The organism is Pseudomonas sp. CLCA07 (assembly GCF_053615335.1).
The window spans coordinates 5010431-5035280 of sequence record NZ_CM132131.1 but is presented as its reverse complement, the minus strand read 5'-3'; the positions used below and the strand labels follow the sequence as shown (position 1 = coordinate 5035280).

The 24850-nt window shown below is 59.1% G+C and carries 26 protein-coding genes; 15 read left to right on the top strand and 11 right to left on the bottom strand.

Features of this window, described 5'->3' with window-relative positions:
• The first annotated feature begins 14 nt into the window (after nucleotides 1-14).
• Complete coding sequence (locus tag ACWGZX_RS23165) at nucleotides 15-935, top strand: LysR family transcriptional regulator (RefSeq protein WP_452629057.1); 921 nt, start codon at nucleotides 15-17, stop codon at nucleotides 933-935.
• Here the strand turns inward: ACWGZX_RS23165 and ACWGZX_RS23160 are convergent.
• From ACWGZX_RS23160 to ACWGZX_RS23145, 4 genes are all read right to left on the bottom strand, one after another.
• The gene (locus tag ACWGZX_RS23160; protein WP_452625572.1) at nucleotides 928-2736 is read right to left on the bottom strand and encodes a M24 family metallopeptidase; all 1809 of its coding nucleotides are present in this window, start codon (nucleotides 2734-2736) and stop codon (nucleotides 928-930) included. The two genes, ACWGZX_RS23165 and ACWGZX_RS23160, sit on opposite strands and share 8 nt — an antisense overlap.
• A gap of 65 nt (nucleotides 2737-2801) precedes the next feature.
• Complete coding sequence (locus ACWGZX_RS23155; protein ID WP_452625571.1) at nucleotides 2802-3959, bottom strand: cysteine desulfurase family protein; 1158 nt, start codon at nucleotides 3957-3959, stop codon at nucleotides 2802-2804.
• 204 nt (nucleotides 3960-4163) lie between these two features.
• On the bottom strand, nucleotides 4164-4778 hold the full coding sequence (locus tag ACWGZX_RS23150; RefSeq protein ID WP_452625570.1) for a LysE family translocator: 615 nt from the start codon (nucleotides 4776-4778) through the stop codon (nucleotides 4164-4166).
• 103 nt (nucleotides 4779-4881) lie between these two features.
• Nucleotides 4882-5151: a hypothetical protein gene (locus tag ACWGZX_RS23145; RefSeq protein WP_452625569.1), complete on the bottom strand. Its 270-nt coding sequence runs from the start codon at nucleotides 5149-5151 to the stop codon at nucleotides 4882-4884.
• A gap of 400 nt (nucleotides 5152-5551) precedes the next feature.
• On the opposite strand from ACWGZX_RS23145, the gene msuE reads away from it, so the two are divergent.
• From msuE to ACWGZX_RS23130, 3 genes are all read left to right on the top strand, one after another.
• Entirely contained in the window at nucleotides 5552-6115 is a 564-nt protein-coding gene (msuE, locus tag ACWGZX_RS23140; RefSeq protein WP_452625568.1) for an FMN reductase, read from the top strand.
• A gap of 316 nt (nucleotides 6116-6431) precedes the next feature.
• Nucleotides 6432-7619, top strand: a complete 1188-nt coding sequence (locus tag ACWGZX_RS23135; RefSeq protein WP_452625567.1) for an acyl-CoA dehydrogenase family protein — start codon at nucleotides 6432-6434, stop codon at nucleotides 7617-7619.
• 24 nt (nucleotides 7620-7643) lie between these two features.
• Nucleotides 7644-8747 carry a sigma-54 interaction domain-containing protein gene (locus tag ACWGZX_RS23130; protein ID WP_452625566.1) on the top strand — a complete coding sequence of 368 codons (1104 nt, stop codon included), beginning with the start codon at nucleotides 7644-7646 and terminating at the stop codon, nucleotides 8745-8747.
• 189 nt (nucleotides 8748-8936) lie between these two features.
• Here the strand turns inward: ACWGZX_RS23130 and ACWGZX_RS23125 are convergent, their stop codons facing one another.
• The 3 genes from ACWGZX_RS23125 to ACWGZX_RS23115 form a co-directional block, all read right to left on the bottom strand.
• Nucleotides 8937-9707: a MetQ/NlpA family ABC transporter substrate-binding protein gene (locus tag ACWGZX_RS23125; RefSeq protein WP_452625565.1), complete on the bottom strand. Its 771-nt coding sequence runs from the start codon at nucleotides 9705-9707 to the stop codon at nucleotides 8937-8939.
• A gap of 87 nt (nucleotides 9708-9794) precedes the next feature.
• On the bottom strand, nucleotides 9795-10460 hold the full coding sequence (locus tag ACWGZX_RS23120) for a methionine ABC transporter permease (protein ID WP_452625564.1): 666 nt from the start codon (nucleotides 10458-10460) through the stop codon (nucleotides 9795-9797).
• A gap of 3 nt (nucleotides 10461-10463) precedes the next feature.
• Nucleotides 10464-11678, bottom strand: coding sequence for an SfnB family sulfur acquisition oxidoreductase (locus ACWGZX_RS23115; protein ID WP_452625563.1), 1215 nt, complete (start codon nucleotides 11676-11678; stop codon nucleotides 10464-10466).
• A 264-nt stretch (nucleotides 11679-11942) separates the two neighbouring features.
• Between ACWGZX_RS23115 and ACWGZX_RS23110 the strand changes: the two genes are divergently transcribed.
• From ACWGZX_RS23110 to ACWGZX_RS23070, 9 genes are all read left to right on the top strand, one after another.
• Entirely contained in the window at nucleotides 11943-12401 is a 459-nt protein-coding gene (locus ACWGZX_RS23110) for a VOC family protein (RefSeq protein ID WP_452625562.1), read from the top strand.
• A 319-nt stretch (nucleotides 12402-12720) separates the two neighbouring features.
• Complete coding sequence (locus ACWGZX_RS23105) at nucleotides 12721-13899, top strand: PepSY-associated TM helix domain-containing protein (protein ID WP_452625561.1); 1179 nt, start codon at nucleotides 12721-12723, stop codon at nucleotides 13897-13899.
• Complete coding sequence (locus ACWGZX_RS23100; RefSeq protein WP_452625560.1) at nucleotides 13896-14438, top strand: thiamine pyrophosphate-binding protein; 543 nt, start codon at nucleotides 13896-13898, stop codon at nucleotides 14436-14438. Before ACWGZX_RS23105 ends, ACWGZX_RS23100 begins: the two co-directional genes overlap by 4 nt.
• The gene (locus ACWGZX_RS23095; RefSeq protein WP_452625559.1) at nucleotides 14435-14764 is read left to right on the top strand and encodes a hypothetical protein; all 330 of its coding nucleotides are present in this window, start codon (nucleotides 14435-14437) and stop codon (nucleotides 14762-14764) included. The genes ACWGZX_RS23100 and ACWGZX_RS23095 overlap by 4 nt, the downstream gene beginning before the upstream one ends.
• Entirely contained in the window at nucleotides 14761-15333 is a 573-nt protein-coding gene (locus tag ACWGZX_RS23090; protein ID WP_452625558.1) for a DUF6162 family protein, read from the top strand. Before ACWGZX_RS23095 ends, ACWGZX_RS23090 begins: the two co-directional genes overlap by 4 nt.
• Before the next feature lie 35 nt (nucleotides 15334-15368).
• Complete coding sequence (locus ACWGZX_RS23085) at nucleotides 15369-16286, top strand: metal ABC transporter substrate-binding protein (protein ID WP_452625557.1); 918 nt, start codon at nucleotides 15369-15371, stop codon at nucleotides 16284-16286.
• Complete coding sequence (locus tag ACWGZX_RS23080; protein WP_452625556.1) at nucleotides 16283-17146, top strand: metal ABC transporter ATP-binding protein; 864 nt, start codon at nucleotides 16283-16285, stop codon at nucleotides 17144-17146. Before ACWGZX_RS23085 ends, ACWGZX_RS23080 begins: the two co-directional genes overlap by 4 nt.
• Entirely contained in the window at nucleotides 17146-18045 is a 900-nt protein-coding gene (locus tag ACWGZX_RS23075) for a metal ABC transporter permease (RefSeq protein ID WP_027925783.1), read from the top strand. Before ACWGZX_RS23080 ends, ACWGZX_RS23075 begins: the two co-directional genes overlap by 1 nt.
• Nucleotides 18046-18948: a metal ABC transporter substrate-binding protein gene (locus ACWGZX_RS23070; RefSeq protein WP_452625555.1), complete on the top strand. Its 903-nt coding sequence runs from the start codon at nucleotides 18046-18048 to the stop codon at nucleotides 18946-18948.
• A gap of 185 nt (nucleotides 18949-19133) precedes the next feature.
• On the opposite strand, the gene ACWGZX_RS23065 is transcribed toward ACWGZX_RS23070, so the two are convergent.
• The 4 genes from ACWGZX_RS23065 to ACWGZX_RS23050 form a co-directional block, all read right to left on the bottom strand.
• Nucleotides 19134-19361 carry an MbtH family protein gene (locus tag ACWGZX_RS23065; protein ID WP_223519300.1) on the bottom strand — a complete coding sequence of 76 codons (228 nt, stop codon included), beginning with the start codon at nucleotides 19359-19361 and terminating at the stop codon, nucleotides 19134-19136.
• An 80-nt stretch (nucleotides 19362-19441) separates the two neighbouring features.
• Entirely contained in the window at nucleotides 19442-20854 is a 1413-nt protein-coding gene (locus ACWGZX_RS23060; RefSeq protein ID WP_452625554.1) for a diaminobutyrate--2-oxoglutarate transaminase, read from the bottom strand.
• A gap of 139 nt (nucleotides 20855-20993) precedes the next feature.
• Entirely contained in the window at nucleotides 20994-22319 is a 1326-nt protein-coding gene (locus ACWGZX_RS23055) for an ATP-binding protein (protein WP_452625553.1), read from the bottom strand.
• Complete coding sequence (locus tag ACWGZX_RS23050) at nucleotides 22316-22996, bottom strand: response regulator (protein ID WP_223519294.1); 681 nt, start codon at nucleotides 22994-22996, stop codon at nucleotides 22316-22318. The genes ACWGZX_RS23055 and ACWGZX_RS23050 overlap by 4 nt, the downstream gene beginning before the upstream one ends.
• Nucleotides 22997-23340: 344 nt before the next feature.
• On the opposite strand from ACWGZX_RS23050, the gene ACWGZX_RS23045 reads away from it, so the two are divergent.
• Both ACWGZX_RS23045 and ACWGZX_RS23040 read left to right on the top strand, forming a co-directional pair.
• Nucleotides 23341-24027, top strand: coding sequence for a hypothetical protein (locus ACWGZX_RS23045; protein ID WP_452625552.1), 687 nt, complete (start codon nucleotides 23341-23343; stop codon nucleotides 24025-24027).
• Between the two features lie 116 nt (nucleotides 24028-24143).
• A complete protein-coding gene (locus tag ACWGZX_RS23040; protein WP_452625551.1) occupies nucleotides 24144-24839 on the top strand; it encodes a hypothetical protein in 696 nt (231 codons plus the stop codon).
• The last annotated feature ends 11 nt before the right edge of the window (nucleotides 24840-24850 follow it).

The following is a 24850-nucleotide window of genomic DNA, read 5'->3' as shown; positions in this document are numbered from 1 at the left end:
CCCATATGGCATCAATGAGAGACTTCGTGGACACACTCAACGCAATGGCCACCTTCGTCCGGGTCGTCGAACGTGGCAGCTTCTCGGCCGTTGCCCGGGAGATGCAGACCAGCCAGCCGACTATCAGCAAACTATTAAGGGCGCTGGAAATCAGACTGGGCGCAAAGCTGATTAGCCGCAGCACTCGACAACTGTCACTGACCGATGAAGGTCAGCGCTACTACAACGAATGCCGGCAAATCCTGGCCGCCGTGGACGCAGCGGAACAGCGTTTTCGATCGGGACGCGAATCCGTGGCCGGCAACCTGAAAATCGGTTCATCCGTGAGTTTCGGGCGCTTGCAGATTGCACCGCGACTCCCTGAGTTTCTCAAAGCGCACCCTCAGGTTCAGATTGACCTACAACTCAGCGATCAAAATCAGGACTTGGTCAGTGAAGGGCTCGACGTGACGTTCAGAATCGGTGAGTTGACCGACAGTGGCCTGCTCGCGCGTCACATCGGTACCACCCACCGGATCACCGTTGCAGCGCCTGACTACCTCAAGCAACACGGCCTGCCGCAAACCCCGGAAGAACTCGACGCGCACAATTGCCTGCAATTCAATTTGCTCAACAGTCAGAACCTATGGAATTACGAAAGAGGCAACCAACGCCACGAAGTGCGCATCAGGGGTAATGCGCAAAGCAACAACTCCGAGGCGATTCGCGAGATGGTGCTGGGGGGATTGGGGATTGCGCTGTCGCCGGTGTGGCTTTTCAGCGAGGATCTGAAAGCCGGCCGAGTGCAGGCCATTTTGCAGGACTACACGGCTCAGTCTCTGCCGATTCATGCGGTGTCCCCGGCGAATCGTCGCCAATCCGCCAGGGTCAGAGCTTTTGTCGACTACATGAGTCAGGCGCTCGAACAAGCGCCTGAACTCCAACCCGTCAAATAGCCGCGGTGCGGGTATTCAACCACTCAAGGGCCGCGCCATCGAGCAACGGGCTCAAGCGCTCGCGCACTTCGGCATGGTAGGCGTTGAACCACTGTTTCTCTTCCAGCGTCAGCAGCGACGGCTCCAGACAGCGGGTGTCGATCGGGCACAGCGTCAGGGTTTCGAACTTGAGGAACTCACCAAATTCGCTGGTGCCCGCCTCACGGTTCAGCGCCAGGTTCTCGATCCGCACCCCCCAACGCCCCGGCCGGTAAGTGCCTGGCTCGATGGAGGTGATCATGCCCGGTTGCATCGCGGTCTGCGGAGTAGCAGCGGCCTGATAGGCGATGACCTGCGGACCTTCGTGAACGTTGAGGAAGTAGCCAACGCCATGGCCGGTACCGTGACCGTAGTCGACGCCTTCAGCCCAGATCGGCGCGCGCGCGATGGCATCGAGCAACGGCGACAAAATCCCCCGAGGGAATTGCGCACGGGACAGTGCGATCACGCCTTTGAGGACGCGTGTGCAGTCACGTTTCTGTTCGTCCGTCGGTGTACCCACCGGCACCATCCGCGTGATGTCGGTGGTGCCACCCAGGTACTGACCGCCGGAGTCGATCAGTAACAGACCGTCCCCCTCGATCACCGCATGCTCTTCTTCGGTCGCGTGGTAGTGCGGCATCGCGCCATTGGCGTTGAACGCGGCAATGGTGTTAAAGCTCAGCGATACGTAGCCAGGACGTCGGGTACGCGCGGCGGTCAGGTGTTCGTCGATGGTCAGCTCGGTGATGCGCTCACGACCCAGGGTCGAGTCCAGCCAAGTGAAGAATTCGCACAGCGCAGCGCCGTCCTGCTCCATGGCCTGACGAATGTGCTCGGCATCGGCCAGGCTTTTCTGCGACTTGGCCAGCGTAGTCGGATTCAGGCCTTCGACCAGTTTTACGCCGCTGCCCAGGTTGTCCAGCAAACCGGCGGTGACGCGCGCTGGATCGACCAGCAGACTCGCGCCGCTCGGCACGGCGCTCAAGGCGGCGGCCACTTCACTGTAATCGCGCAGGGTCACGCCGTCTTGTTCAAGCACAGCACGCAGTTCGGCATCGACTTTGCTCAGGGCCACGAACAGGATTGCCTGCTCCTGGCTGATCAAGGCGAAGGACACGAACACCGGGTTGAACGACACGTCGCCGCCGCGCAGATTGAACAGCCAGGCGATGTCATCCAGGGTGGCGACAAAATGCCAGTCAGCCACACGGTCTTTCAAAACCTCGCGCAGCTTCGCGAGTTTTTCACCACGGCTGACCGTCGCCTGTGGTGGCAAATGTTGATAGATCGGCTCATTCGGCAGCGTCGGGCGGCCGCTCCAGACTTCGCTCAACAGATCGATGTCAGTGCGCAGGCGTGCGCCGCGCTCTTCGAGTTTGCCACCCAGCGTACGCGCCGAGGCCACGGCCATCACCGCACCATCCACCGCGACGACGCCCCCTTCAGGGGTTTTTTCGGCTAGCCAGTCCAGCGGGCCGGGTTGACCCGGTTGCAGCTTGACCAGTTCGATACCGCTGCCCTTGAGTTCCTTGGTCGCTTGCTCCCAATAACGGCTATCGGCCCAGACGCCGGCAAAATCCGGCATAACGATCAGTGTGCCGACCGAGCCATGGAAGCCCGACAACCACTGCCGCCCCTGCCAGTAGCCTGGCAAGTATTCCGACAGGTGCGGATCGGCCGACGGCACCAGCAAGGCATGAATGCCTTCGCGGCTCATCAGTTCGCGGGTTTGCGCCAGGCGCTGGGGCACCGATCCATTGATCGAAGGCTGCGTACTCATCGTGTCTCCTGCTAATCACTTCAGCTTTATTGTTGAGTGCCGATCTGAGTCGGCGCTTTAAGGCGCTACTGCCAGAATGCCGGGGCGCTGGCGCAGGCCGCTTTGATCAGGTGCACCGCTTGGTCGATGTCTTGCTCAGTGGTGAACCGGCCGAGACTCAAGCGAATAGTACGACTCGCCGAGCGGGCGTCATGCCCCAGGGCCAGCAGCACATGGGATGGAACATTGCTGGCGGAGTTACAGGCCGACGTCGCAGAAAAGGCGATCGAATGGCTCAACGCCGCAGAATTGAACTCACCTTCACTGAAGGTCAGGCTCAAGGTATGAGGAATGCGTTGGGTCGGGCTGCCATTGAGGCGAACGCCGGGAAGGCTGAGCAATGGCTCAAGCAAACGTTCACGCAAGCGCACGATCGTGGCTTTCTCTTCATCGAACGAAGCAGCGGCCAATGCGAAGGCCACGCCCATGGCTGCAATCTGATGAGTCGCCAGGGTGCCGGAACGCAATCCGCCCTCGTGACCACCGCCGTGAATCTGTGCCTGCAAGCGTTGCTGCGCACGCGGACCGACGTACAGCGCACCGATGCCTTTGGGGCCGTATATTTTGTGCGCGGAAAACGACATCAGATCCACCGGCAAATGAGCCAGATCAATGGCTACCTTGCCAGCACCCTGAGCGGCGTCGACATGGAACAACGCGTCGCGTGCCCGCACGACTTCGCCGATGGCGGCGATATCGTTGACCGTGCCCAGTTCGTTGTTGACCAGCATCAGCGACACCAGAAAGGTGTCCTCGCGCATCGCTTCGCTGACCGCTTGCGCCGTGATCAAACCATCGGTGTCAGGCACCAGATACGTCACCGCAACACCGGCATCCTGCAATTGTTTCGCCGTGTCGAGTATCGCCTTGTGTTCGATCTGGCTGGTAATGATGTGCCCACCGCTGACACCGCGCGCCTGGGCCACGCCTTTGAGCGCGAGGTTGTTGGATTCAGTGGCGCCGGAGGTCCAGACGATCTGCGCAGCCTGTGCGCCGACCAGTTCGGCGACCTGCTGCCGGGCGTGCTCGACCGACTGTCGGGCCTGCTGGCCAAAGGCATGGGAGCTGGACGCCGGGTTGCCGAAATTGCCGGTAAAACCCAGACACTCGACCATGACCTTGATGACCCGCTCATCCACCGGTGTGGTGGCGGCGTAATCGAAATACAACGGACGTTTATTCATAAAAGACTCGCAGAGCGTGTTCCGGGATCAGGAAGCTCGTAACGGAAACGTCAAAGCGCAGCCTTGTGAGCTGCGCCGATATCTCAGTACGTTAGAAATACCTGATCGGAGGCCGTTAAAGAAGAACAACTTCATTTAAAAGTGCGTAGGAACGCTCCTGAAGTCGAGCTTAACAGGCATCGGGCAAGCGGTTGAAGCAATGCGTCAGCTAATGCTTTCAAGAAGTAACGGATACAGCGAAGCCACCAACAGCAAGGCCATGCCCCAGTTGAACAGACGCAACCAGCGGCGATCCTTCAACACATTGCGTAACAGCGTGCCGCAGCCAGCCCAGACACTGACGCTAGGCAAGTTGATCAACGCGAACACCGCCGCAATCACCAGCACGTTAGTGAAGTAGCCCTGCATCGGCGTGTAGGTGCTGATGGCACCAATGGCCATGATCCACGCCTTGGGATTGACCCATTGAAACGCCGCTGCGCCCAGGTAGCTGATGGGCTTGCTCTCGCCCTTCTCGCTTTCGGAGACCGGACCTGAATGGGCAATTTTCCACGCCAGGTACAGCAAATATGCCGCGCCGACGTAACGCAGCACCGTGTAGAGCAACGGATAGGTTTGAAACGCAGCGCCCAGGCCAAACCCCACGGCAACTACCAGCACAAAGAAACCACAGGTGATACCCAACATGTGCGGGATGGTGCGGTTAAAGCCGAAGTTCACACCCGATGCCAGCAACATGGTGTTATTTGGGCCGGGAGTGATCGAGGTGACGAGCGCAAACAGGGCGAAGCCCATCAGCAGGTCGAGTGAGAGTGTCATGAGCGGCAGTCCATTAGGGTCAGTCGGGTGTTAAGACCCTATCGCACGCCTTGCGGGAAACCCACGGACAGTTACGTAAAACTTCGAGCGGTACAGTTTTCGCTTAGCTTGGACGACCGTGAAGCTGTACAGCACGTTCGGCGTTCATCTCGCCCTGTTTATCGAACCCAAACGATTTTTGCGGTTGACCGAGCAATGCGGCTTTCTTTGCGTGGTACTCCTCGAAGGACAGGCCACGACGGTTCAACTCCTCAAGCGCCAATTCCCTGGATTCTTCGGCGGTGTAGGGCCGTAGTTCCGGTGAAACATGGCTGGCACATCCGGCAAGCACGGAGATCGCGAGCAGCAAGAAAGTGGCGATTAGAGGTTTCATTTTTGGCGTCCTGCAACTGGGTTCGGGTGAATGAACACAGGCTACTCGCGCCGCTTCACGGGCAGAAATCAACGCTCTCGATAGTGGCTATCGACTTTGGTAAACACTCTCCAGTTGCCCCCACACATATTCTCTAAAGATCTATAAATATTTGTTTAATGTCTTTTGCGGAATATTAAACAGCCTTTATAACAACGCCATCGCTTCACGAACTGTTGCCTGAACAACTGTTTACCGGGCAACAGTCATCCAGCAAACGGCCCCGAAAACAGTACAGCGCCTGCCAAGAAACATGCTCAAAGCCCCATAAACAGGGGCCCGAGGGATTGGTACAGCTCTTGCTCAAGCCAAGGACTACTCACTGCTCCCCCGAGCAACTGTTTAAAAAAAGGAACTGATCATGTCCCGTGCACTGAAAGTTGTTGCCCTCTCGGGTGGAACCTGGCGTCCGTCTCGCACCCTGGTGCTGACTCAGGCGCTACTGAGTGAACTGTCGGCGCAATTACCCATCGAGAGCAAGCTGATCGAACTCGGTGACATCGCCCTCCCCTTGGGTGCGGCCCTCTCGCGACAAGAGTTGAGCGACGAGATTGATGCCGAGCTGCAAGCGATCGAGAACGCAGACCTGCTGATCGTCGCCGCGCCGGTTTATCGCGGTTCCTATCCGGGGTTGCTCAAGCACTTGTTCGACCTGATTGACCTCAATGCCCTGATCGACACCCCAGTGTTGCTTGCCGCTACCGGTGGCAGCGAACGTCACGCGCTGGTCCTCGATCACCAGTTGCGCCCACTGTTCAGTTTCTTCCAGGCCCTGACCTTGCCGATTGGTGTCTACGCCACCGAAGCCGATTTCTCCAACTACCAAATAACCAGTGAGCCCTTGAAGGCCCGCATCCGTCTTGCTGCAGAACGCGCCGCGCCGTTGTTCGGCGTGCATCCCAAAAATCTGCTGAAAATCGCCTAAGGAATTCTTCATGGATGTTTTCTGGTTCCTGCCGACCCACGGTGACGGCCATTACCTGGATGTGCTGCCCACCAAAGCCACGGCCTGACGCACAACCCTCCTTGGGAAATGGGAGCTTTGTGGCGAGGGGGCTTGCCCCCGTTCGGCTGCGCAGCAGTCGTTACACCGGTTGACGCAGAGCTTCAAAAAGTACTCGGCCGCCAGGTTTCAGGGCCGCTTCGCGCCCCAACGGGGCGGTGCGGCGTTCCGACAAGCCCCCTCGCCACAAAAGCCCGTCCCACAGGGGATTTGTGTCGAATTTATGAGGAACCCCCGCGTGACCGCCAAGCCACACAGCACTCTGTTATCCCCTTTGCAAACCGCCCGCCAATTGGCCACCGGGTTTGCCCTGACCGCCGTCGAGCGCGACGAGCGCGGCGGCACGCCCAAGGTTGAACGTGACGCCTTGCGCCACAGTGGGCTGCTGGGGTTGAGCATTCCCGTTCAGTACGGCGGCCTCGGCGCCAGCTGGACTGAAACCCTGACCATCGTGCGTGAATTCGCCAAGGTCGACAGCTCGATTGCGCATGTCTTCGGCTTTCATCACTTGATGCTCGCCACCGTGCGTCTGTTCGCCCAGCCTGAACAATGGCAGCCCTGGTTCGAACAGACTGCGCGCAAAAACTGGTTCTGGGGCAACGCCCTCAACCCGCTGGACACCCGCACGGTAGTGAAAAACCTCGGTGGCTGGCGTGAGTTTTCCGGCAAGAAAAGCTTCTGCTCCGGCGCTAGCGATTCGCAGATGCTGATCGCCTCCGCCGTCGATGAAAGCGCCGGCGGCAAGCTGTTGATCGCCGCGATTCCCAGCGGTCGCAGTGGCATCACCTTGCACAACGACTGGAACAACATGGGCCAGCGCCAGACCGACAGCGGCAGCGCCACTTTCGAACGGGTGCGGGTCGAAGAGTCGGAACTGCTGCTGGATCCGGGCCCGTTGAGCACACCGTTCGCTTGCCTGCGGCCGTTGATCGCGCAACTCACCTTCACGCACATGTTCCTCGGCATTGCCGAAGGCGCCTTCGAAGAAGCGCGGCAGTACACGCTCACCGAAACCCGGCCATGGCACAAATCCACTGCTCGGGATGTGTGTCAGGACCCTTATGTACTCGGCCATTACGGCGAATTCTGGGTCGCTCTCGAAGGCGTTCGATTGCTGGTGGAACGCGCCGCCGAACTGCTCGACAAGGCTTGGGCGAAAGGCCCGAATCTCAGCGCCGAAGAACGTGGGCATCTGGCCACGGCCATCGCGACCGCGAAGGTCGCCGCCACGCGCAACGGCCTGGATCTGTGTAGCCGGCTGTTCGAAGTGACCGGCGCGCGCTCGACTCACGCCTCCCTGCGACTGGACCGCCACTGGCGTAACTTGCGCACGCAAACCCTGCACGACCCGGTGGATTACAAACTCCATGAACTGGGTGACTGGGCGCTGAACCAGGCCCTGCCGATTCCGACTTTCTATTCATAGCCTTCTCTTCATGGAGCGATTCCCATGCAACTGCTGACCTTACCGCCCTCGCCCGCGCTGGCCACCTCGATCCGCGCCACGGCGCAGGTATTCGAAGACCCGAAATCCCAGGCCTTGCTCGCCCATCTGCAACAAGTCGCGCCCAGTGAAGCCAGCGTGCTGATCATCGGCGAAACCGGCACCGGCAAGGAGTTGGTGGCGCGGCACATCCACAACCTCAGCGGCAGGCGCAACCGGCCGTTCGTGGCGGTGAACTGCGGCGCGTTCTCCGAATCGCTGGTCGAGGCTGAACTGTTCGGCCACGAAAAAGGCGCCTTCACCGGCGCGTTGAGCGCCAAGGCCGGCTGGTTTGAGGAAGCCGATGGCGGCACGCTGTTCCTCGATGAAATCGGTGATCTGCCGATGGCGATTCAGGTCAAGTTACTGCGCGTGTTGCAGGAGCGAGAAGTGGTCCGGCTCGGCTCGCGCAAGAGCATTCCCATCGACGTGCGCGTACTGGCCGCGACCAATGTGCAATTGGAAAAAGCCATCAACGCCGGGCATTTTCGCGAAGACCTTTATTATCGTCTCGACGTGGTCAGCCTGGAGCTGAGCCCCTTACGCGAGCGTCCCGGCGACATCCTGCCACTGACCCGTCATTTCGTCGAAACTTACAGTCAGCGCCTGGGTTACGGCAGCATCACCATCAGCAAAGAAGCCGAATTGAAACTGCGCAGCTACAGTTGGCCGGGCAACATCCGCGAGCTGGAAAACGTCATCCACCACACGCTGCTGATCTGCCGAAACGGTGTGATCGAACGCGATGACCTGCGCCTGTCCAACATGCGCATCGAGCGCCAGGACGATTACCACGCCAACATCGACGATTCACCGGAAGCCCTGCTGGATCGAGCCTTTCAGAAACTCTTCGCAGAACAGGCCGGTGCGCTGCATGAAAAAGTCGAAGACGCATTGTTGCGCGCGGCCTATCGCTTCTGCCATTACAACCAGGTCCACACCGCCGCCCTGTTGGGCCTGAGCCGTAACGTGACCCGCACGCGGCTGATCAAAATCGGCGAGCTTGCCGTGAACAAGCGTCGGGTGATGGAAAATGTTCAGGGCGAGCGTGTGATGCAGTTGTCGGTTTAGTCCACGTCGGGTCGTCGCTGCTGGAATCGAGTGCAGATCAGAAATAGCGGCGCGGCCATCGCGAGCAGGCTCACTCCCACACCGGTTCTCCTGTGAACACAAAACTTGTGAACACCTCAGATCTAATGTGGGAGCGACGGTGCGACGATTCGACCTGCTCGCGATGGCTTACTGACATTCAATGAAGTTTTAGAACCCTGGCGCAATCTGCCCCTTATAGCGGGTCAAGATGAACTGCCGAACCTCATCCGAATTCAACGCCTTGGCCAGTTTCTGCAAGCCCGGATCATTGATGTTGTCCGGCCGCGCCACCAGAAACTCGATATACAAGCTCTTGCCCTTCTCGACGATCAACGCGCTGTTGGTGTCGATCCCCGCTTCCAGTGCATAGTTGGCGAAGACAAACGCCAGGTCGACCTGACTCACCGAACGCGCCAGCAACGCGCCTTCCAGTTCACGAATTTTCAGGTGTTTGGGGTTGTCGATGATGTCCCGTTGAGTCGCCAGGGTGTTGCTCGGGTCCTTGAGTTTGATCAGTCCGGCTTCGTGCAACAGCACCAGCGCGCGGCCGGTGTTCACCGGGTCGTTGGGGATCGACACGGTGGCGCCGTCCTTCAGCTCGGCGATGTTTTTGATCTTGGTCGAGTAGGCTCCAAACGGTTCAATGTGCACCCCGACCACCGGTACCAAATCGGTGTGGCGAGACTTGTTGTAATCATCGAGAAACGGCCGGTACTGGTAGTAATTGGCGTCGAGGTTCTTCAACGCCAACTGCTGGTTGGGCTGGATAAAGTCGTTGAAGACTTTGATGTCCAGGTCCACGCCTTCCTTGGCCAGGGTCGGTTTGACGAATTCGAGGATTTCCGCGTGCGGCACCGGGGTCGCGCCGACGATGAGTTTTTCGTTGGCGTGAACGCTCAACGACACTAAGGCAGCCAGAATGGCCAGGGTCTTTTTCATGTGGTGCTCCTAGGCAGATTGAGTGGCCGTCGTTAGGTGGACGTGGGCCTGATGGTGTTCTTTCGAATAAAAAACGGGATCGAATATTTATCGTCGGCTGTAGCGCGCCACCAGCCGGTCGCCGGTCATTTGCAGGGCCTGAACCAGCATCAGCAACAGCACCACCGTGACCACCATGACGTCCGTCTGAAAACGCTGGTAGCCGTAGCGGATCGCCAGGTCGCCCAATCCGCCGCCGCCGATCACACCGGCCATCGCCGTGTAATCGACCAGCACAATCGCGGTCACCGTGACCGCCGCCAACAAACCTCCCCGCGCCTCGGGCAACAAAGTGTGGCGAATGATCTGCCACGTATTCGCGCCCATGGCCTGGGTCGCTTCCACAACCCCGCGATCCACTTCGCGCAACGCGGTTTCCACCAGCCGCGCGAAGAACGGCGTACAGCCGACCACCAGCGGCGGAATGGTCCCCGGCACGCCGAGCGAAGTGCCGACCAGCAGCGTGGTCAGGGGAATCAGCACGATCAGCAAAATGATGAACGGCAGCGAGCGCAGCATGTTCACGATCACCGACAGCACGCGGTAAACGCCGACCGCCTCATGCAACTGGCGCTTGCCGGTGAGGAACAACACCACACCCAGCGGCAGTCCCAGCAGCACGGTGAATCCCAGCGCGGCGCCGAGCATGCTCAGGGTGTCGAGGCAGGCCTGGGCGATGTCGGGCCAATAGATATGTTTCAGCAACTCGGCCATGGATCACGACCAGTCGTGGCGTGGCGGTTTCACGCCGTTGAGCAGCCAGTTGCCGATAACGTGGTACTTCCAGCGCACCGGGTCGTGCAGCGTATGAACCCGGGCGTTGCGCCAGTGGCGGTCGAAGTTGTGCTTCCTCAGGGTTGAGCGGGTGCCGCCGAGTTCGAACAGTTTGTTACTGGCTTCGATCGCAATTTCAGTGGTCAGCACTTTGGCCTTGGCCACTGCGAGGGAGGCTTGGGCGACATTGTCTTCATCGGGTGCAGGACGCGCCGCATCCAGCGCTCGTCCTGCCCGTTCCAGCAAGGCTTCGGCGGCTTCCAGGCGAATCTCCAGGCCACCAATCTGGATCATGGTCAGCGGATCTTCACTGGCCTTTTCCACGCCGGCATCGATCCACGGCCGAGCGAATTGCTGGACGAAGGCGATGGTGTCGCGCAGTGCCGCACGGGCGATGCCGGCGTCGATGGCCGCAGTGGTCAATTGCGCGAAGGGGCCGGCCAGCGTTGGCGTTTCATAAGAACGGTAAGTCGGGAACAGATTGAACGCCGAGACGTGCAAGTCCTCGGCGAGCACGGTGCCACTGGACGTGGTGCGCTGGCCGATGCTGTCCCAGTCGTCGACGATCACCAGCCCTTGGGTCCCGCGCTCAACGAATGCCAATTGGCCCTTTTGTTCTTCATCCAGCGCCAACACCGCGAGCCAGTGGGCGTAGAGCGAACCAGTGCAATAGCCTTTACGCCCATTGATCACATGGCCGTCGCCATAGCGGCGAATCGTCGCTTGGATGTCCTGCACATTTTTGCCGCCGGTTTCCGATAAAGCGTTGGCAAAGCGGTGCCCTTGCAGCGCCAGTCCGAAGAAATGCGCCTGTTGTTCGGGCGTGCCTTGCAGGCGGATGTCTTCGAGCAGGCAATAGTGGTTTTGCGGAATCTGCCCCAGCGACGGATCGGCGGCCGAGATGATCGCGATGACCTGCGCCAGCACGGCGTAAGACACCTGAGCCCCCCCAAATTCTCGAGGCACGCTAATGCCCCATAAACCACTGTTGGAATACAGATCGACGATCTCGGCGGGCACCTGTCGGGTGCGGTCGCGTTCGGCATCCTGTTCCAGCAATACCGCAGCGACACGCTCGGCTACGCGCAAGGCTTCGGCTTCGTCGGCAATTCGATGGGCGGCCGGTGGGTTGATCGGATAAACGGCAGATTCAGGCATTTGAAGTTCCGGGCAGCAGTGTTTAACAGAGCCATTGCAGCTTCTGTGCCGAGGTCCAGCGCTAATGTTTTCGGGCAGTTGAAGGGAGTTTTTCAGGTTATGGCATGACGCAGCAGAGCAATTTGTTGCTGCGCTGTTGTTGGCTGAACAGCGTTGCAGCTCGTCGGGCGTTCGGTAGCCAACACGACGCTGACCTATATTTATCCGGCCGGAAATCGGCACAGGACACCTATTCACCCACAACAACAAACAGGGAGATTCATCATGAGCGTCAAACCCATTCCAGAGGGTTATCACAGCATCACCCCGTATCTGGGCATTCAAAAAGCGGCTGAAGCGATCGAGTTCTACAAGAAGGCCTTTGGCGCCATCGAAGTCATGCGTCTGGCCATGCCGGACGGCGGGATCGGGCATGCCGAACTGCGGATCGGCGACTGCCCGATCATGCTCGGCACGCCGTGCGATCAGGGGCCGTTGAGCAATCCTGACAAGTCACCGTCGGTGGGCCTGCATCTGTATGTGACAGATGTGGACAAGTCTTATAAACAAGCGATTGCGGCGGGCGGCACGGTAGTGTCCGAGGTCAAGGATCAGTTTTACGGCGACCGCTCCGGGACGTTGAAGGATCCGTATGGGCATTTGTGGTTTTTGGCCACGCGCAAGGAGGATTTGACTCAAGCGCAGATTGAGCAGCGGGCTAAGGAGATGTTTCAGCAAGGTTGAAATCTTCAGTGCCTGACAGGTCCTCTTCGCGAGCAGGCTCGCTCCCACAGATACAGCGGTGATTTTGTGGGAGCGGGCTTGCTCGCGAAGGGGCCATCTCCAACACCACAATAACCACGACTTGCGCCCTTCCCCGGCAACACCTTCCTACTAATAAGAAACATTTACTTTCATCTCCCCCTTCGGGATTTCCGATCCTCATCCGTCTTATAGAGATGCAGTCGGCGTGCGCACGCACAGCCATCGCCGGCCTTTTCATGGACCTCTACGCTGGGAAGCCCGCAGCAGAGGCCCTCTCATCGATACAAGACCTTCAATCATGTCGAAGAAATCCCGTTCCAAACTCTGGTTTCTGGTCCACAGTTGGCTGGCATTGCCGATCTGGTTTTTCGTGCTGATTGTCTGCGTTACCGGCACGCTGGCGGTGATCAGTCAGGAAATCGTCTGGCTGGCCAACCCGCAAATGCGTGCCAGCCAGCCATCGGACGATGCGCCGCTGCTCAGCTATGACCAGATCATCGCGGCGATCAAACAGGCCGAGCCTGACACGCTGGTCGAGTCCATCAGCCGCCCCGACGAATCCCACTTCGCCCTCGACGTCGGCGTCAGTTACCCGGATGGTCGTTCGGTGACGGTGTACGTCAACCCGTACAGCGGCGTCATTCAAGGCACCGCCCCGGCCTTCGATTTCAAGGCTTTTACCCGCGCGTTGCACGGCTGGTGGCTGGTGCCGTTCACTAACGGTTACAGCTGGGGCTGGTACCTGGTGTCCTTCCTGAGCCTGCCGTTGCTGGCCTCGTTGGCCACCGGACTGGTGGTCTACAAAAAATTCTGGAAAGGCTTCTTCCGACCGACCCTGCGCATTCGTCACGGCGCACGGATTTTCTGGGGCGACTTTCATCGCCTCAGTGGCATCTGGTCGATCTGGTTCATTGCGGTGATTTCCATCACCAGCACCTGGTTCCTGATTCAAGCGTTCATGTTCGATAACCAGGTCTCGATTTCCACCGCGCCGGTGGCCCAGGTGGTGCCGCGTGAGAGTGTGCCGGAGACCAGCGACGGCTCGCCAGCACCGACGATCAGCCTCGAAACCGCGATTGCCCAGGCCAAGGAACGCATTCCCGGCCTGGATGACAGCTTCGTCAGCCTGCCCGCCAATGCCTACAGCTACCTGTCGGTGGGCGGCCGGAGTTGGTATCCGCTGATGTACCAGACCGCCGACATCAACCCGTACACCGGTGACGTTGCCGCCACGCGCCTGCTGTCGGACCGCTCCGGCCTGGAGCTGGTGACCGAGTCCATGCGTCCATTGCACACCGGTGATTTCGGCGGGATCTGGATCAAGCTGATCTGGTTCTTCTTCGGATTGATCCTGAGCATGATGGTCCTCAGCGGCTTGCTGATCTGGACCAAACGCACCGCCCTCGCCACGGCCAATGCCCTCAAACGCAGCCATAAACAGCCACGGGTGCAAGCCACCACGGAGGTCAGCCAATGAGCTCGCGCGCCAAGCAAACTCCGGGCTCGGCACTGAGCCGCTTCTGGCTCAAATGGCGCTTCCACCTCAACGTGCTGCTGTTGTTGGTGCCGCTGGGGTTCATGCCCAAATACTTCGCTGATGCGGCGCTGTTTCGCGGCGACACCGGCCTGGGTGAGCGAGAAGTCGGAGAGGTTCAGGTGGGGCCGTGGAGCCTGCGTCTGGCCGAGCTGCGTAATGAGGCACCCACGCTCGACGGACCGGCCGGCCACATGAAGAGCTTCACCGCCGCTCTGTGCGAGCGTTGCCGCGATCAGGTCAAGGCGACTTACCTGCGCATCGGGAAACCGCGCAGCCTGCGGGCCGCCGGGGTGATTTTCTTCGGCACGCCGCATCGCATGGGCGCCATGGTGCCGATCCCGGAAAAGACCAAGGCTGACGCTGAACTGTGGATCACCATGGAAGGCTGGGATGGCGCGATGCACCAAGCCTCCCTCCCCCTGAGTCAGGCATCGCCTGCCACCCTCGCGTGGCTGAACCAACAAGGAGGCAAACCATGATCAACGTTTTTCGCCCGCTCCACGCCGTGTTGCTGCTGCTCTGCGCCGGCTTCAGCGCCAGCACGCTGGCGCACAACCCGATGTGCGAGTGCAAAGCCATCGATGCCGAACAGATCAAATGCACCGGCGGTTTCTCTGACGGCAGTGGCGCGCCGGGCGTGACGCTGGACGTGATCGGTTACGACGAAAGCATTCTGGTGCCGGGCAAGCTCGGTGCCGATTCCACCTTGACCTTCAAGAAACCCGGCGCCGAATTTTATGTCCTGTTCGACGCCGGTCCCGGCCACGTCGTCGAGATCGACCAAGCGGACATCGAAACCCCATGAGTACGCCAACCACTCAAATCGTCCGCCCGGCCGGTGCCGGCCATGAAACCCTTTATGTGCTGCTGTTGTGCCTGATGATTCTCGCGGTGGCAGGCTCAGTGGTCGCGTGGCGCCACGAATCTCAGGCCGTGAGCAGCGTCGGCAGCCATCAACTGGATGCCCGCCGCGACTTGAGCGCCTCCGAACAAGGCATTTACGCCGACCTGCGGGTGACGCTGGACGAGATTCACCTGCTGCGCCAGGAACAGCAAACCCTGCCAACTCCTGCAACCCTCGCCGATGAAAGTTTTGCACCGTTTGCCCAGGATGCCAGCTCGGTCAGCCGTGGCGCCCACATATGGCAATTGCTCGACGCCAAGGCTTATTTCGGCCAGAGCCAGACACCCGCCGTGGCCGGATCGTTTTTGATGCGCCTTACCGCTGGCTACGAGGCACCGGACATCTGGCTCAACCGCGTCGCCGACGTCAAAGCCCCGACCGATCTGACTGACGCCGCACTCGAAAGCGCCGGCTGGCGCCAGATCGTCGCGCAATTCGATGCCGGCGTGACTCGCCAGCACCGGCACTGAACCCTCGCCTTCACCCGAGAGAAGATCGCTTTCCCATGCCTATTTCATCTTTTTTGCGCCTGCTTTGGGTCGGCTTGCTGGCCTGCCTGCTGACCCCACTGACCCATGCCGACGACGCCAAGCGACTGCGCATCGGCATCACCCTCCATCCTTATTACAGCTACGTGGCCAACATCGTCGGCGACAAGGCCGATGTGGTGCCGCTGATTCCCGCCGGTTTCAACCCACACGCCTATGAGCCCCGAGCCGAGGACATTAAACGCATCAGCGGGCTGGATGTGATCGTGCTCAATGGCGTCGGCCATGACGACTTCGCCGACCGCATGATCGCCGCCAGCGAAACGCCGAACATTGCGGTGATCGAAGCCAACGAAAACGTACCGCTGCTGGCCGCCACCGGGTTTGCCGCACGCGGTGCCGGCAAGGTGGTGAACCCGCATACGTTCCTGTCGATCAGCGCCTCGATTGCTCAGGTCAACAACATCGCCCGGGAACTGGGCAAGCTCGATCCGGCCAACGCCAAGACCTATACGCAGAACGCCCGCGCCTATGGCAAACGTCTGCGGCAGATGCGTGCCGACGCCCTGGCGAAGCTGACTCAGGCGCCAAACGCCGAACTGCGGGTGGCCACGGTTCACGCGGCTTACGATTACCTGCTGCGAGAGTTCGGCCTCGAAGTCACCGCCGTGGTCGAACCGGCCCACAGCATCGAACCGAGCCCGAGCCAGCTGAAAAAAACCATCGACCAACTGCGTGAGCTGGACGTGAAAGTGATCTTCTCGGAGATGGACTTCCCGTCCACCTACGTCGACACCATCCAACGCGAATCCGGGGTGAAGCTGTATCCGCTGTCGCACATTTCCTACGGCGAATACACCGCCGGCAAGTACGAAAAAGAAATGACCGGCAACCTCAACACCGTGGTCCGGGCGATACAGGAGTCCGGCCAATGACCGCTAAAGAAATAATCAATGCACAAAACCCCGGTCCAACTGACTCCGAATCCTTTGTGGGAGCGAGCCTGCTCGCGAAGGCGTCCAGTCAGTCAACATCATCGTTAAATGAGACACCGCATTCGCGAGCAGGCTCGCTCCCACAGGTTTCGGGGCCGACGCTGGAGTTCGTCGATGTCAGCCTGACCCTCGGCCGCACAACGATCCTCGACAAGGTGAACTTTCAGGTTTCGCCTGGCAGCGTGCATGCGCTGGTCGGCCCCAACGGTGGCGGTAAAAGTTCGCTGATCAAAACCTTGCTGGGACAGATGCCGCATCAGGGTCGCCTGAGTCTGCAATGGCCGGGCGATCCCGGAACCATCGGCTATGTGCCGCAAGCCCTGGAGTTTGATCGCGGTTTGCCAATGACCGTCGACGATTTCATGGCCGCCATGTGCCAGCGCCGTCCGGCGTTTCTCGGTTTGAGCAAACATTACGCGGCGGCGATTGGTGAAGCGCTGGAACGGGTCGGCATGCAGGACAAACACAAACGGCGTATGGGTGCGCTGTCCGGCGGCGAGCGTCAACGGGTGTTGCTGGCTCAAGGGCTGATCCCGGCACCGCAACTGCTGGTACTCGACGAGCCGATGTCGGCACTGGATGAAGCCGGTATTCAGGTGTTCGAACGGCTGCTCCGCGACTGGCGCCGCAGCGGCATCACGGTGCTGTGGATCGAGCACGATCTGGAAGCCGTGGGGCGTCTGGCGGATCGGGTCACCGGCCTCAATCGCCGGGTGTTGTTCGATGCCACGCCGAAACAGGCGTTGACACCAGAACGCTTGTTGACCCTGTTCTCCACCCATCCACGGAGCGCCACGTGATGAGTTATGAAGCCTTTCGTTTGATGGTTCAGGGGTGGGCGTCTTCGGGCTACCTGCCCGAGGCACTGGCCTATGGATTTGTGGTCAACGCGCTGCTCGCCGGCTTGTTGATCGGCCCGGTACTGGGCGGGTTGGGCACGTTGGTGGTGGTCAAGCGCTTCGCGTTTTTCTCCGAAGCGGTGGGTCACGCGGCACTGACCGGCGTGGCCATCGGCATTCTGCTCGGCGAACCCTACACCGGGCCGTATGGCAGCCTGTTCGGTTACTGCCTGCTGTTCGGCATTCTGCTCAACTACCTGCGCAACCGCACCGGTCTGGCGCCGGATACATTGATCGGTGTGTTCCTGTCGGTGTCGCTGGCATTGGGCGCGAGCCTGCTGCTGATTCTGGCGGGCAAGATCAACGTGCACATTCTGGAAAACGTGTTGTTCGGTTCGGTGTTGACCGTCAACGGCAATGACCTGGCGGTATTGGCCATTGTCGGTTCGCTGGTCATGGCGCTGGCCTTGCCGCTATACAACCGCATCATGCTGGCCAGTTTCAACCCGCAACTGGCGGCGGTGCGTGGGGTGGCGGTGAAAACCCTGGATTATCTGTTTGTGATTCTGGTGACGCTGATCACCGTGGCGGCGGTGAAAGTCATCGGTGCGATTCTGGTCGGCGCGCTCTTGGTGATACCAGCGGCGGCCGCGCGTTTGCTCAGTCAATCACTGAAAGGCTTTTTCTGGTGCTCGGTGCTGATCGCCACGGTCAGCACGCTTTGCGGGATTCTGGCGCCGATTGTCTTTGATCTGCCGATTCCGTCCGGTGCCGCGATCATTCTGGTGGCCGGTATCGCCTTCGCCCTGTCCGCCATCGCGCGCGGTGTCGTCCCCAGCCTGAAAGGGAATCTCGGATAAATGTCTTTTTCTCTGCGTCAACTGACCCTGGCCGTTGCCCTCTGCGGGCTGGTCAACACCTCTTTTGCGGCGGACAAAACCAAACCGCTGCGCGTGCTGGCGTCCTTGCCGATCACTTACGGGTTGGGCGAAGTCTTGCTCAAGGGCACCGACGTCAACCTTGAACGTGCTGCACCGGCGAACCTGCCCGGCAGCCGTCAAACCGCCTACTTCACCGGCCGCGGTGCCCCGGCGCTGGCCAAACTCGCCACCGACGCCGATGCCGTGATCGGCCTGCGTTCGCTGTGGGTGGATGATCCGCTGTACCCGATCTCCCGTCGCAGCAATATTCGCATCATCGAGGTCGACGCCGCCCGCCCGGTGGACGGAGCCCTGCCCGGCATCGCCGTGCAGCCGGATAACAAGGTCGACGGGTTGAACAGTCAGCCGTGGTTCTCCAGCAACAACATGGGACGCATGGCCGATGTGATGGCCGCTGATCTGGTGCGTCTGGCGCCAGAAGCCAAACCCAGGATCGAGGCCAACCTCGCTGCATTGAAGCAACGACTACTCAAGTTCAGCGCTGACAGCGAAGCGCGGCTGGCCAGTGCGGACAACCTTAGCGTGATAAGCCTCAGCGATCACTTCGGCTATTTGATTGGCGGGCTCAATCTGGAGCTGATCGGACTTGATGCACGGCCGGATGCCGAGTGGACGCCTGAAGCGCTCAAGCAGTTGGGTGCGACGTTGAAGGAGAACAATGTGGCGGTGGTGTTGCATCATCGGCAGCCTTCGGACGCCGTGAAAGCGGTGATTGCCGAGGCAGGTAGCCGGTTGGTGGTGTTGAGTGTGGATGCGGCGGATCCAGTGGCCGAGCTGGAGGGGAATGTGGATTTGGTGATCAAGGGGTTGAGCGGAGCATAAGCCAGTTGGACCGCGTTATCGTTCTTCGCTGGCAAGCCAGCTCCTACAGGGGATTTGTGCCACACCTTGAATCCAATGTAGGAGCAGGCTTGCCAGCGAAGGCGGCCTGATAGACGACACAAAGTCCGGACACGAAAAAGCCCGCTGGCCTTCTCGGTCCAGCGGGCTTCTTTCTGCACAGTGAATCAGTGAGCCAATGCCGCCTGTTCTTCCATCTTGCGACGCAAGCTCAGCGGACGCATGTCCGTCCAGGTTTCTTCGATGTAAGCCAGGCATTCCTTTTTCAAACCGCTCTTGCCCACCGTGTGCCAGCCGGCCGGTACGGCTTTGTAATCAGGCCAGATCGAGTATTGCTCTTCGTGGTTGACCACGACCTGAAAGAGGATGTCCTCGCGGTCGAATACTGAAGTCATGTATTTCTCCATCGCTGTAGGGTGGGCTACGCGGCGTGCGCAGCTGTTATGTAGAAGGAACGTTCAAGGAGAGAAAAAATTTAGAGGCTGGCGGTGGCTGCGGTCATGGCCCGGCCGAAAATCTCGGCCACTTGATCGATTTCCGTAGCAGTGATCACCAGCGGCGGCAGGAACCGCACCACGCCACCGTGACGCCCGCCCAGCTCAAGAATCAACCCGCGCATGAGGCATTCGCGCTGCACCAGCGGCGCCAGACGAGCAAATATCGGTGGATGGCCCTGAGCGTCCGGCGCGCCGGTCGGGTCGACCAGTTCAACGCCAAGCATCAAGCCGCGGCCCCGGATGTCGCCCAATTGCGGGAAGTCCCTCTGCAGGATGCGCAGGTGTTCGCTCAAGCGTTCGCCCATGGCAGTTGCGTGTTCACACACCTTGTGTTCGACCAGATAACGCATCACCGCGGAACCTGCGGCCATGGCCATCTGATTGCCACGGAAGGTCCCGGCATGCGCACCCGGCAGCCAGGTGTCGAGCCAGTCGCGGTAAACCACCACCGCCAGCGGCAAGCTGCCACCGATGGCTTTTGACATCACCACCACGTCCGGCATGATGCCGGCGTGCTCGAAGGCGAACATCTTGCCGGTGCGGGCAAACCCGCTCTGGATTTCATCGACGATCAGCGCCACGCCAGCCTTTTCGGTGATACGACGCACGCCACGCAGCCAGTCCAGATCAGCCGGGATCACCCCGCCTTCGCCCTGCACCACTTCAACAATCACAGCGGCAGGCAATTGCACGCCGGCCTCAGGATCATTCAGCAGGTTTTCCAGATAACTGAGGTTGACCTTCACGCCTTGCGCACCACCAAGGCCGAACGGGCAACGGTAATCGTAGGGGTATGGCATGAACTGCACGCCGCTGCTGAGCAAGGCGCCCAGCGGCTTTTTCGGCCCCAGGCTGCCCATCAGGCTCAATGCACCCTGGCTCATGCCGTGATAACCGCCCTGGAACGACAACACGGTGCTGCGTCCGGTGGCCGTGCGCACCAGTTTCAACGCGGCTTCTATCGCGTCGGTGCCGGTGGGGCCACAGAACTGGATCTTCGCCTCGGCAGCCAAGGCTGGCGGCAGCAAGCCAAACAGGTCCTGCACAAATTGGTCTTTGACCGGCGTGGTCAGGTCGAGGGTGTGCAGCGGCAGCTCATCGATCAGCACTTGCTGGATCGCTTCGATCACCACTGGGTGGTTGTGCCCTAGCGCCAGCGTGCCGGCACCGGCCAGGCAATCGATGAAATGGCGACCTTCGACGTCTTCGACATAAATGCCCTTGGCGCGTTTCAGTGCCAGGGGAATGCGCCGCGGGTAGCTGCGGGCATTGGATTCCTGCTGGTTTTGACGGGCCAGCAGCGGCGATTCGTTGAATTGATAAAGCGACTCGGCGGGCGCCGGGACAATCCGGGCCGGCTGATCTTCGATAAGGCTGGTAGCGACTGACATCTCTCGACCCCTCAATAAGGTTTCCTGTTCTGGAAACGCATCAGGGGCTCAAGGATTTACACCTTCGACAACGCTTTGTGCATGGGAAAGGCATGAAGCCCTGCCACTGCATCGCTCCTACAGGGATTTGCGGTGGTGGTTAAAGGGTTTGCAATGGCATGGTCAGCTCAACCCGCAACCCGTCTGGCTGACTGTCAAAACGCAACGTGCAGCCGCAACGCTGGACAATCGCCTGAACAATCGCCAGCCCCAACCCGCAACCGGTGCTCTGGCCATTGCGCCAGAAGCGTTGGGTCAGGTTTTGCAAATCCTCTTCGGCAATCCCCGGCCCATGGTCGCGAACCAGAAAACGCGCACGATTGCCGGTGGTTTCCATGCTCAATTCCACGGCCCCATCGCCCGGGGTGTGGCGCAGGGCGTTGTCGAGCAGGTTGCGTAATGCTGCAATCGACAACACGGCGGGCATTTGCACCGGCGCATTGGAGAATTTGCTCGGCATTTGCAGCTTGATTCGCTGCCGATCCCCGCTGGCGGCGTCCTGAATCGCCAGTTTCGCCACTTGCTCAGCGCTGCACTGTACGCCGTCATCGAACGACAGGCTGCCCTCGACCCGCGCCAACAACAGCAATTGTTCTAGGGTCCGATGCATGCGGTCGGCGCCCTCTTCGGCCCGCGCCAGGGACTGATCCCGCGCTGCGCCGTCGGTCATTCGCGCCACTTGCAGGTGGGTCTTGATCGCGGTCAGCGGGCTGCGCAGTTCGTGCGCCGCATCACCGGTCAGACGTCGCTCGCGTTCGATGGTTTTGCCGATCCGCTGGAGGAGCTGGTTCTGGGTGTCCAGCAACGGTTGCAGCTCGCTGGGCAGCGGCTGAATCTGCAACGGTTCGAGGGAATCGGCGCTGCGCCGCATCAGCGCATCGCGCATTCGGTTGAGCGGCGCCAGCCCTTGGCCGATCCCCAGCCACAGCAAGCACAGGCAACCGAGCAACGCCACACCGACCGGCACCGACGCCGCCAGCAGAATGGACATGTTCAGCGCCTCGCGCTCAATTTGCCGGTCGGCGGTGGTAATGCGTAGATCGCCCCGCGCCAGCGTAAAGCTGCGCCATGGCGCGCCGTCGATCATCTGATCGTGGAAGCCCATTTTCTCGGCTTCCAGTTTTTGCTCAGGGTCACTGTGACTGCGGGCGAGAATTTCCCCACGCAACGAGCTGACCTGACAGGCCATGCCGCCGGGAATGTTCAATTGCTCCGCGCTGAAATGCGTGCCCTCGCCTTTGCTCGACAGTGCCGGCAATTGCTCCAGCAATCCGGCGACCATTCGCGCTGACGCCACCAGCCGCTGGTCGAGGGAAAACATCATTTGATTACGCAGGTCACTGAGCATCCAGGCCGCCGCCAGGGCCCAGATCAAGGCAAAAGCGGCGCCCAGGGTCAAGCTCAGGCGCAAACGCAGGCTCATCACTTTGAGTGTTCTCCGCCATCAGCAGGGCCCAGGCGATAGCCCAGGCCGCGCACGGTTTCGACGATGCCGTTGCCGAGTTTGCGCCGCAGGTGATGGATGTGGACGTTGAGGGCGTTACTTTCCAGTTCGTCGTTGAAACCGTAGACGCTGTCCTTGAGTTGCTCGGTGGAAAGTACGCGACCGCGGTTATGCAGCAACGCCTGCAACAACGCCTGCTCGCGCCGCGACAGGTCCACCGGTTGTCCACCGAGCAGGGTTTCGCGGCTGCTGGGGTCGTACGTCAGGGCACCATGTTCGATCAGGTTGACGCTGCGCCCGGCTACCCGGCGCAGCAACGTGTGCAGGCGTGCGGCAAGCTCACGCAGATCGAACGGCTTGAGCAGGTAGTCATCCGCGCCGGCTTGCAAGCCATCGACGCGATCCGTCACAGAATCGCGCGCGGTGAGAATCAACACCGGAATCTCCAGACCGTTGTGACGCAGCTGCTGCAGCAGCTTCAGGCCGTCCTCGTCGGGAAGACCGAGGTCGAGCACCATGACGTCAAATTCAGCGACCTTAAGCATCGCGCGCGCAGACGAAGCGGTGGCGACGTGCTCGACCGTCAGGCCCTGGGCGGTGAGGCCGGCAACAATGCCGCTGGCGATCAGCTCATCGTCTTCACAAACCAGTACGTGCATGGGAGCTCCATGAGCAAAAACGCGAGTCAAACAGGCGAGGATTAAGCCCGAATTATGACGATCGAATCGACGGACGAGAAGCACATTCGTAATGTTGAGCCGCAGAGCGATCAATAAAGAAGATAGCAACAGCAAAATTTTTTATTATTTACTCCACTGAAAACCAACCACCCCAGTTTCAACTCGAAACACACAAACAATCGACGCCCATTTTAATTATCAATAGTACACGTTAATGTGGCGCCGTTGATAACGCAAACAGCAACTTCAATACAGTTCAACAACTCATAAAACCGCGCATAGATGGCATGGCGCTTTTTAATTAAACTGAAAGGAATCAGATAATGACAACAATGAAAAACTTCGTAGCCGTCGACTGGCGTGATGGAGCGGACCGCATTCATTTTTTCTTCAAGGACACAAACACCTACTCTCGCTTCAATCTTGGGGAAAACTCTGTCGGAAAAGGCTATCCCTGCAGTGTCGACGTTAACTGGCCTGACTTCGGCCAGCACGTGAAAGACCTGCGTTTCGGATTCAACACTTCCGCAATTGATTGGGATGGGGCTGGAGGTGATCTTCTCGTACTGTTCTATTACGAAGGCAATACCCCGGCGGTGTGCAGATACGACCAGCGCACCGACAGGGTCCTTACCAAAACGACCCTTTCACATACCATATGGGCGCCGCTGAAACCTTACTTCGACCGAATTATTGGCGTCATGCGGTACGAAACTGTGGGCAGCAAGTACACCTATTGGGTCTTGCTGAACGACGGAAACTATCTTATCTACGACGCTTACAGCGAAAAACTTTTGGTCAAACCCCTAACAGGTTCTAAATGGGCTCAACTAGAAAAATACAAGGACCGTATGATCACCGCTGTACTGAACGACCAACCGCTACTCAACACGTACTTTTATATCTTCTTGACCGACAATAAATACCTGATATATGACTTCGATGAGTACCACGTATCGGGGCCATTCATCGTCGACGAAGGCACATGGCCGGGTCTGCTTCCACGCTGAACAATGGCTCAACATTCAAAATGGGGCACGCTACATTTATCAATGAGTCGTGCCCTGCTGTTGAGAAAGACAACACATAATCCGGCAACGCACAATTAGCTGAAAGGAATCAGATCATGCAAGCACTTAAAAATTTTGTGGCCGTTGATTGGCGCGCAGGAAAAGACAAAATATATTTCTTCTTCAAAGACACTAATAAGTATTCCCGATTTGATATTGGCTCCAACACCGTAGAGAAGGGATTTCCTGCCGACATCACAGCAGATAATTGGGGAGCCGTTCATGCCCAACTAAAAAATCTGCGATTCGGATTCACCTCCAGCGCACTCGGTGGTTCATGGGGAGGGGGGGATGACATTTTATGGTTGTTTTATAACACCACTGGCAAACCAATGGTTTGCAAATACGACCAGGACCTTGACAAGCCTGTTGCTAATTACCTTCTTGAAAACTCGATATGGCACTCATTAGCGCCTTATTTTGACACTATCGTCGCTGGCACCTGGTGGGATACTTTCGCGCCCAAAAACGTATTCCGCTTTCTGACAAACGACGGGCACTACATTACCTTCAACTACACAACCAAAAAAACAACACGCCTGCCAATTACGCCTGACTCATGGCCTGGCTTGTCGCCGTATAAAAACCGAATTATAGGCGCAGTGCAAAATGACGCGCCTCTAATCGATACTTATTACTACATCTTTCTCACCAACAACGAATTCATCAGGTACAACCTGAAAGATAACAAAGCAGAGACTGGCCCGATAACAATCAATGACGTTAATTGGCCTGGACTGCTGAGGGACTGAGGACTCGCCGA